The sequence below is a fragment of the Anaerotignum lactatifermentans genome, assembly GCF_014982935.1.
GTDB classification, from domain to species: Bacteria; Bacillota; Clostridia; order Lachnospirales; family Anaerotignaceae; genus Anaerotignum; species Anaerotignum lactatifermentans.
This window is the reverse complement of record NZ_JADCKK010000082.1, coordinates 1-8,958: the sequence shown is the minus strand read 5'-3', so window position 1 is coordinate 8,958 and position 8,958 is coordinate 1. Positions and strand designations below refer to the sequence as shown.

General features: G+C 40.4%; 7 protein-coding genes and 1 pseudogene. 6 read left to right on the top strand and 2 right to left on the bottom strand.

The genetic code is table 11. The features are described from left to right. Positions 1 to 211 precede the first annotated feature (211 nt). Positions 212 to 526, bottom strand: a complete 315-nt coding sequence (locus INF29_RS13225; protein WP_193487140.1) for a helix-turn-helix domain-containing protein — start codon at positions 524 to 526, stop codon at positions 212 to 214. 125 nt (positions 527 to 651) lie between these two features. Here INF29_RS13225 and INF29_RS13220 point away from each other — a divergent pair, with 125 nt between their 5' ends. The 6 genes and pseudogenes from INF29_RS13220 (at position 652) to INF29_RS13195 (ending at position 8,681) form a co-directional block, all read left to right on the top strand. Continuing rightward, positions 652 to 1,131 (top strand): SLOG family protein, encoded by a 480-nt coding sequence (locus INF29_RS13220; RefSeq protein ID WP_330608341.1) that lies wholly within the window; start codon positions 652 to 654, stop codon positions 1,129 to 1,131. Positions 1,132 to 1,235: 104 nt separating this feature from the next. Beyond that, positions 1,236 to 2,084 (top strand): hypothetical protein, encoded by an 849-nt coding sequence (locus tag INF29_RS13215; RefSeq protein ID WP_193487138.1) that lies wholly within the window; start codon positions 1,236 to 1,238, stop codon positions 2,082 to 2,084. A gap of 146 nt (positions 2,085 to 2,230) precedes the next feature. Next, positions 2,231 to 4,630, top strand: a complete 2,400-nt coding sequence (locus INF29_RS13210) for an S-layer homology domain-containing protein (protein WP_193487136.1) — start codon at positions 2,231 to 2,233, stop codon at positions 4,628 to 4,630. Positions 4,631 to 4,857: 227 nt separating this feature from the next. Next, a pseudogene (locus INF29_RS13205) lies at positions 4,858 to 6,015 on the top strand (DUF6765 family protein). A gap of 105 nt (positions 6,016 to 6,120) precedes the next feature. Continuing rightward, complete coding sequence (locus tag INF29_RS13200) at positions 6,121 to 7,836, top strand: coiled-coil domain-containing protein (protein ID WP_193487131.1); 1,716 nt, start codon at positions 6,121 to 6,123, stop codon at positions 7,834 to 7,836. Positions 7,837 to 8,111: 275 nt separating this feature from the next. Then, positions 8,112 to 8,681 carry a coiled-coil domain-containing protein gene (locus tag INF29_RS13195; RefSeq protein WP_193487129.1) on the top strand — a complete coding sequence of 190 codons (570 nt, stop codon included), beginning with the start codon at positions 8,112 to 8,114 and terminating at the stop codon, positions 8,679 to 8,681. 47 nt (positions 8,682 to 8,728) lie between these two features. Here INF29_RS13195 and INF29_RS13190 read toward each other — a convergent pair. Beyond that, a partial coding sequence (locus INF29_RS13190; protein WP_193487127.1) for an integrase core domain-containing protein occupies positions 8,729 to 8,958 on the bottom strand: 230 nt, incomplete at its 5' end.

Sequence of the window (8,958 nt, the reverse complement as noted above, 5' to 3'; positions counted from 1 at the left end):
GACGGCTTCCAGAATAAAAAGAACAGATTGGTTAAAACAGGCGGAAAAGCCGCCTGTTATTGACATGCCATCTTTTGGATGGTATATATAAAACAAAGGTGGAGTGCTTCATTTCAAAGCATTCCACTCAGTCTTATCATAGAAGAATCTTATTTACAGACTTTTCTTCATACCCTCCGATATGCTTATTGTGTATCGTCTTTTCTTTGATTTATTTTTGATTTGCTAGTTTCCTTATAATCGCTCCGATATGTTCCAAGGAGTCTTTATCTAATTTCCTTAAATCCTCAATTATAATTGAAAGTTGGGCTGGATATACATTGCCTTCATCAAAAAATTCCTGTGGAGAGATACTAAAATATTCGCAGATGTAAAATAAACCTTGCAGTGAAGGCAAAGCCTTTTTGTTTTCAATTCGATTGATATAGCTGTCATTTTGACCTAAAGATAGTGACATATCACGGGCAGATACATTATTCTGCATTCTTAATTGTGCAATACGGTTTTGGGTAAATTCCTCGTACATTGTATCAACCTCCTTCGTGAATTATTTTATCTTGCAAATAGTATTGAAATGAGATATTAAATACCTTATATTATTCTTTATAAGTCATTAAATGTCTAAAATATAAAAATAGAGGATGTGGTATTGTGAATGGTAATAGTACGTCTCTTGTAAAAACTTGTTGTATAACCGGACACAGAGATCTGCCAGCGGAAAAAATGGAGTATATAAAAGAAATGCTAAGGCAGAAAGTGGAGTATGCCATTGAAAATGGGTGTATTAGATTTCTCTCTGGATTTGCTGATGGAACAGATTTGTTGTTTGCTTCTATTATTTCCGACAAGAAAAATCAGTATCCAGATATTCGATTAGAAGCAGCAATTCCATATAAAGGACGTTTAAAAACAAAAAATAGTGATTTTCAGACGTTATTGAAGTACTGTGATCAAATTACTGTAGCATGTGAAGAATATATTCCATCCTGTTATATGAGAAGAAACAGATATATGGTAGATGAATCCCAACTGGTAATTGTAGTATATGATGGTAGGGACAAAGGTGGTACATGGGCAACAATACGGTATGCCTATAAACTTCAAAGGGAACTTCAAATTATTCCAATATAATGTATCAATGTACAAGCCATGAAAAAAAGACCGCATGAAGCTTAGAAATATGATATAATCAAATACAAGAAAACGTAAACAATAGCCAAAGGGGGGGTGGTCTTATGCTTGAGCAACAGATTATTTTACCCATCAGTACGAAAAAAGAATTGATGGATTTTGCTCGTGCAAGCAATCAATTGCATAATGACCAGCATAGAAATCTGGTAGTTACCCTCACGAAGGACATTAACCTGGGAGGCAAAGAATGGACGCCCATTGGAAATGAGAGTTTCCCCTTCCATGGTACATTTGACGGCGGAGGGCATATCATCCGTGGTCTGCACATCAGTCAAAACCGAGAAGGCTGTTACGGTCTCTTTGGTGCCATAGACGGAACTGTGAAAAACCTTACGATTCTGGGTACTATGACTTGCCTTGCTGATGATCTTTATTCTGCGGTAGGCGGCATTGCTGGGGTAGTTGTTGATGGACATATCCAAAACTGTACCGCCAACCTTACCATGGAAAGCAATGGAAAAAACGTGGGCTTATTTGCTGGAGGTATTGCAGGTCGTGTGGAAAACGGAACGATACAGAACTGTCATTCCAGTGTTGTGTTTCAAAATATCGGAGGAAGTTTTCTGTATCTAGGTGGTGTAGTTGGCTCTGCGGCAGATAGTCAGATCAACAGCTGTGTGTTTGACGGTACCATTCATATATTGGATGGTGCAGATGGAAAATTCAGTCTTGGCGGCATCGTAGGAAGTATTGAGGGGCAGTCTGATGTAATCCGTTGTACCCATAACGGCATCGCAGATGGTCAATGGCGGGATACAGACTTTCCAGCCGTAGGAGAGGAACAATGCAGGGAAAAGCACCCATTTTTTGCCCTTGCGGCGTTAGGTTTTGCGTACTCTGCACTGCTGTATGGGATAACTGCTCAAAAAAGAAAGACTGACACCAAAGAATGAAAACAACTCGCTGGAGGGGAGAGGTGTTTATGGAGAGATTATATAGATAGTTTGAAGTTTTTCAGCCTTAGTGTTTTTACCATGAAAAAGGTGTTTTGACCTAAAAACACGGAGTAAAAGTAAACTGGAGAAAAGGAGGAAACATGATGATAAAACGATTTTTAAGCCTGCTCTGCGTCCTGGCGCTCTGCCTGGGTCTGTTGCCCGTCACGGCGCTGGCGGTAGATGCGCCTGATATGCTTTATGTGGGAAATAAGCAGGTTATTAGTGGTAATGAAACCACCTACTGGAGCACAAATAACAATGGGGCGCTAGAACGGGTTGTGGGAGCCAACGACACTTCTAAAAATTGGAATGTCAAATACGATCCAAACTCCGCCACCCTGACCTTAAGCGGGGCAAAGATCACGGGAAGCGGCGGTATTGACTCAACTTCTCAAGACGCCGGGATCTATGCTCAGTGCAATAGCGGGGAGTCGGTTTCCCTGACTATCAAACTGATTAGCGAGAATACCATCACAGGCTACTATGGGATTTATGTGAATGCAGAGATAAGCGCGGACAGCAATGGTACAGACGCCTCCCTGACTATTACGGGTGAAAACAATGGCAGCCTGGGAGTATCTGGTTCTAATCACGGAATATATGTCAAAAGCGGAACAGGCAACGCCTCCATAAACATCAAGAATGTCGCTGTCACAAGCAGCACCAATGGCAATTCTGCCGCCGGCGTCTATGTGATGTCCAGCTCAACCGCCACCAACTCCCCGAATATCTCTCTTGCCGTCAATGGCGGCAGCCTGACCACCAGCGGTAGCGCAAGCGGTGAGGGAATAAAGTTTTATGTGGGATCATCTCAAGCCAACGGTGCCACCACCAACCTGACCGTCACCAATAATGCCATTGTGGACGCCAGAAATGGCGGGATCAGTGCAAAGCAAATTTCAAATCCAATTAACACGGATATAAGTGCCACCGGCAGCAGCGGCATCGTCTTTAACGGCAAGAGCGGCACCGTGTACGGCAAGGTGGAATTGCAGGACGACCTCACCATCAACGAGGGCGAAACCCTGACCGTCGGAAAGGACGCCAGCCTTACTGTGCCAGAGAATGTGAAACTGACCAACAACGGCACCATCGTGAATACAGGCGGTGCCCTGAATGGCGAACCGGGCGGCACTGGTAAAATCGAAACCACACCCACCATTGACACCCAGCCTGCAAGCCAGACTGTGACCGCTGGCGAAACCGCCAAGTTTTCCGTCACCGCCACAGGTGAAAACCTCTCCTATCAGTGGCAGCAAAGCACCGACAACGGAAATAGTTGGACAGATATTGCAGACGAAACCAACGCCAGCTATACCATTGCGACTACCACAACGTACATGAACGGCACTCAATACCGTTGTGTTGTGAAAAACAGTGTAAAAGAAGTGACAAGCAACACCGCCACATTGACCGTTACTGCCATCCCTACTTATGAAATTACAGTACAAACCGATGGTCATGGTACCGCATCTGCGTCTTCAACTACTGCAAAGGCAGGCGAACAAATTACATTAACTGCAACTCCTAATAGCGGCTATCGTTTTGCAGGCTGGACTTCTTCTGATAATATCACCTTTGCAAATGAAGGCAGCGCACAGACCACCTTTACTATGCCAGCAAATGATACAACAATTACGGCAAACTGGAAGAAGAAATCCTCCGGCGGTTCTGTATTCTTCTGGGATCTGAAATTCGACACCAACGGCGGCAGTAAAATCAACACCGTCACCGAATGGGAATACAGCACCATTGATCTGGACGAATATGTTCCCGAAAAAGAAGGCTATAAATTCGTAGGCTGGTATGCCGATGAAGATTTGACAAAGGAAATCGACGAGGTATACCTGACACAAGACACCACCGTTTATGCCAAATGGGAGAAAATAGAGGAAGAAGTTCCTGAAGAATCAGAAGAAGTGGAAGAAACAGAAGAAACTGAAACCATTTCTTTCAAAGACGTGAAGGAAAGCGATTGGTTCTATGAAGCCGTTTCCTATGCGGTGGAAAATGGCTTGATGAGTGGTATGAGCGAAGATGTTTTTGCTCCCAATACCCCTCTGACAAGAGAAATGCTGGCAGTCATTCTTTGGAATCTGGAAGGCAATCCGGCACCGAACGAGGTAGCACCTTTCTTGGATGTGACCAGTGATAAATACTATGCGAATGCCATTGCCTGGGCAAACGAAAACGGTATTGTGGCAGGTTATGGCGATACCTTTGGGGTGGGAGATTCCATCACAAGAGAACAATTTGCCGTGATGCTTTATAACTACGCACAGTATCAGGGTTATGATGTTTCCGTTGGGGAGGACACCAATATCCTTTCTTATACCGATGCCTTTGATATCAGCAATTACGCATATCCTGCGATGCAGTGGGCTTGCGGTGCAGGTATCATGAGCGGCAATGACGACGGCACACTGAATCCGCAGGGCAAAGCCACCAGAGCCGAAGCAGCTACCATGCTCATGAATTTCTGCGAGAATGTTGTAAAATAAAATATTTTCCTGTACGAAAAGTCGGAAACCGAAGGGTTTCCGACTTTTTTTCTCTGTTACGCAAAAACATGATAAAAAAATGAGATTTATATTTGAATATTGTAAATTTTTTATAAATTCTTCTTGAAAAACGCTGAAGAAACGTCTACGTTTCTTCAGCGTTTTATAAAAACACTGAAGAAACGTCTATAATAATAATAATTTAATAAAGATAGGAGGTAGGATATATGAATTTGGACTTTCACTACTATGGAACTTATTGTGCGGCTATGGAGGCAGGATATGCAAAAGAGGAAGCAAAAAAAATAGCGTATTTTGCGTAATTTGTTGATGAGTGTACCGCCACTCTTTTGGAAAAAAACGGCATCAAAAAGGGAAAAGATCTTTATGTTCCGACGGTACAGTCAGGTGATGAGTTGGCTGCTATTGGAAGCAATCCAAAAGCTTTTACAGAAGGCGAAATTAGAACAATAGCAAAAATTTGGGCTTCATTTCATTTTTTACCAGGAAATACAACGGGGACAGAAGTAAAATATGAAGGTCCTAAGAAATATGGCATTTTTGATGGATGGAAGTATGGTGTAAAAGAAGATAAAGAATTTCACTTATTGTGTCTGCCCAATAGCAATCTAGTGGTTGATATGATTGAATGTATCCGAGAAGATGTAAACGGAATCGGGCTTACGAATAAACTGGAACATATTGGGATGGCGATGCATGTATTAGCCGATACATGGGCGCATTATTGGTTTGCAGGCATTCCGGCATGGCATATAAATGACGCTAAAGGAACGGTTTATGAACATCTTGAGGATGGATCAAAGCGTTCTTTGAGGTACACGTATGACACTTTTAAGGATAATATTGAAGCAGGACATTATTCCTGTACTCCGATTGGTGTACGATATAATGGAATATTCTATCTTGGTCATGGGAGAATGGGACATTTACCGGACTATAGCTTTATAACTTATGATTATACTCCGTTGTGGAAATCAGGAGATGACACAAAGTCAACTCAAGGTGCCGTATTAAAGAGTAATCCTAAAGTATTTATGTCAGCCTATACTCAGATGGTTTATGCTCTTAGATGTATCAAAGAAAATGAACCTTTTCAAGTAGATGAATACTATGAACTGGAAGATGGTGACAGAATCGCAATTAGGAATATATTAAAGACCAGAAAACTCGATACTTCAATGGAATGGAAAGACTATATTAAAAATAAAGGCTATGATGAGCCTGCTGCGTTTTTTGCTCAAGCGGTATTTACGGTATATCAAAATGCAGTAGATAAAACAAATACTGACCTTGTACGTTTTTTGAAAGCTGCCTCGGGACATGTGCAGACTGTAGAAAGAAATGTGTTGAGTAAATGCCTCTAATGATTTGACAACGCAAACCCATGTAGTTAATACAAAGTGATCTAAATCTCAAAAGTGAATATATCATGATGGATTATGATATTGGTTCACGGAAAGGAGAAAAATATGGATTTTGTTCTTGTATCGGAAAATTCTACACTATTGTCTTACGGCGATGAAAAATACGATGTGACGGAATTACCCCAAAATACTTCATTGATTGTTGAAGAAAAGAAGAAGGATTTGCTTGGGAAATTGTCCCTGGTGCAAACATTTGAAAACATGAAAAATGCGGTGGATTTATTCTACGTTGTCAATCTCGCTGTCGATGGTGTAGCAGGTTTACATTCCAATGTTTCTGGGTTACGTCAGAATTTTATTACATCTGTCAGCAAATCTGCTGTTATATGCGCAGATCTTTATACGCGAACTGAATATGCACCAATGTTTTTTGTTGCAGGGTATAACAATACCATTTCAGGAGATTTTGATAATGCGAAAGCTGCATTTGCAGAGGTATCAAAAATTGCGGGAACGGTAATGGATCAAGCGCAGGCTCTGGCAGATATGTTCCAAGAATTAGCAGATAAATCACAGGCGGTAAATGAGAAAATCATAACTGAGCGTTCTCAGGATTATGAGAAAAACCAAGAGTTAAAAGAAAAGATCGATGCACTTCAAGCAAAAACAAAAGGTCTAAAAGAAGCGCAACAGAGTTTGGATGATGAAATTGAAGAACTGCAAGAGGAGTATCTGAAACTGGATAAACGTCTTGCAAATGCGGAAAATAAAGCATTTTGGATGGGAATTGCTTCTACTGTTGCATCTTGTATCTCGTCAGGACTTACCGCCTATGCTTCATCAACGATTGGTGGCATAATTAACGGTTCAGCACGTACAATCATTAACCCAGATGACAAAGATGAACCTTCTGCAAAACAGAAAGAAAAATCCAAGACATCAGGTGATGCTTCGTCAGATGTGCAATCTTCATCAGTTGCAAGTACACAGGAGCATTTGAAAATGACCAATGAGAAAATCAAAGCTACTCAAGAAAGAATCACCAAGCTTGAAAAGGAAATTGCTTCTATAGATGAACAATTATCGAAAGAAACCGATGATGAACAAAAAAAGGCGCTTCAGAAGAAAAAAGAAACGACAGTCAGGGAAAAAGAAAGTGAGGAATCTTCACTGAAATCTCTGCAAATTTCATCTGAACAGGATACAGCAATCATCAATGGCTTGGCTGCTTCACTGAAAGATGCTTCGAGTGACCTTAAAGAATTATCGGCTGAGGAAAAAGATGCCGTTAAAAACCTTACGGATCGTATTGACGCTATTTCTTCTAAAAGGACTGCACTTGCAAAGGAAAAGAGATCTTTATTGTCTCAAATTGCTGAAAATACAGCCATTATTGAATCTTCTGTAATTACGCAAAATGAACTGAATCTGGCAATTTCTGCACTTGCTGCCGGAATTGCTGCCATGCAGTACATTGTAAATATGTTGAATAATTTTCAGAAGTTTTGGAGTTCAGTGAAGGTTTTTGCAGATGGTCTTCAAACTACAGAGCTGACATCATTGATGTCATTGTATAAGAATAAACCAGAAGTATTTATGTCCCTTCAATTCCTTGTGCCTGCGATCAAGAGTACAGCTTCTTGGGTTGCACTTCGTGAAATTTTGCTTGAGTACAAAAACAATTATGATGAAGTGTTCCATCGCTTAAATAATCAGCTTTTGGGCGGACAGGAAGCTGATAGGACAGAATCTTGGAAAAAGGCTGTAGAAATGTCAAAGGGAATGAGCCATATATTTGCGCTGCAGGCGGAACAAGTATAGTAGGTGAGAATATGTTTTTGGAATTTTTGGACGTTTCGACCCATGTAAAGTCTGGGCTGATACGATCGGCATCTCCAAAACCGATGTTATTCAACAGTCAAGCGAACGCTATGACGTTAGAGGAATTGTTGGAAAGACGTCAACAAGTAAAAGATTGTTTGAGTCCATTGGTGGAAAAGTCAAAAGAACTAGCAGTTCAATCGGAAAAACGTGCTGAGAATTATGATAGTTTATCATCGTAGATGATTTCCGAACGTGAGGATCTGTATAGAAAATTGGAAATTTCGGATAATGATAGAAATCAATTCATATCCAAAATGAAAGGGTATGAGGCAGAGAAAAAAGCCCTTTTAGATGATGAACATAGATTATATCAGGAACTTGATGCAGAGCGCAGACGAGTAGAAAAAGCCAATAATGAGATGAAAAAATGGTTTTGGGTACCAGGATATAATATATATCTGTGCGTTGATGCTCATGATGAATGTGCAAGATATGTCAAAAAAATTGATTCTGTCAATCAACAAAAAAAGCAGCTGCAAAATTTTATGGATGAGTTAAACCGTCAGATCAATGAGGCAAGTGCTTCTGTAAGCAATATAGAAAGGGAAATCAATAAGTATACAGAAAGCATTGCATTATTAGCACGTAAAATTTCTTACTATAACTCATTGGTATTTCAATTTAATGAATTTTATTATCAATACAGTTTATTATATAAAAGTATTGATACTACAAGTGACATGTCGTCCATTTTAGAAGCTGTTGATAAAGCAAATGAAGTTATCATCGAATTAAGTCAGAGAGAAACTGAAATTGAAAATCAGTTTGAAGATGGACTATAGTCAATAAAGTGGACACAATTTATAAAGAAAGTGCCGAGTACAGCTGCTTAGTGCTGTGCCCAGTACCATTCTTCTTTTTCATTTGGTGTCATCATTCCGAGAGAACTATGCGGTCTATTAGCATTATAGAATCCTTCGATGTATTCGAACACAGATAACCGGAGTTCCTGCAGAGAATGATATGTTTTACGGTTAACTTCTTCTTTTTTGAGGTACTTGAAGAAACATTCACAGCAGGCATTATCGAAAGGATATCCTTTCTTGGAAAACGACTGTA